Here is a 568-nt window from a genome sequence, read left to right on the forward strand (position 1 = left end):
CAAGTACCACAAGCAAGGTACTGAAACATGGCCCATTACGAGTGAAAAACGGAGCAGGTAAATCGGTGAGAGGTGCATAGCTGCCTGCCAAAACACCATAGACGTAAAGCAGCACTGCTGTTGGAAGAAGTAACTGTGTCATGCCAATTCGAACTAAGAAGGCGATGATAGCGACCGCAATCACCAATGCGGGAATAAACCACAGGTGGACAAGTCCGCCTTCTAGTAATGAATTCAGTGGTGCAGACGCTAAGTATCCCCAGTAGCCTTGTCGTTCGGCAAGGTATCCTGCTTCTGCTACGACTTGCCATTGGAACGGCATGAGTAAGCTGATCACGCTCCAAACCAACCAAATTTTCATTAGAGGTTTCGCATAGTTGGCTAAAGTTTCGAGTGGATTGCTGCTCAGCTTAGGTTGGATAAGGTAACCAGAAATAAGGAAAAAAAGCGGAACCGCAAAACGAGCGAGCTGATTAAGAAGATAACCAACCCAAGGTACGCCATCCCACTGCCAATAAGTGAGGGCCATTTGGCAATGCAGCCCCACAATTGCCACCATGGCAATGAT

General features: G+C 47.7%; 1 protein-coding gene. It reads right to left on the reverse strand.

From position 1 onward, the window contains the following. Positions 1-568 (reverse strand): acyltransferase family protein (locus tag R7Q46_RS29070; protein WP_318078563.1); only part of this gene is annotated, 568 nt, incomplete at both ends.

This window comes from Vibrio sp. 811 (assembly GCF_033339195.1).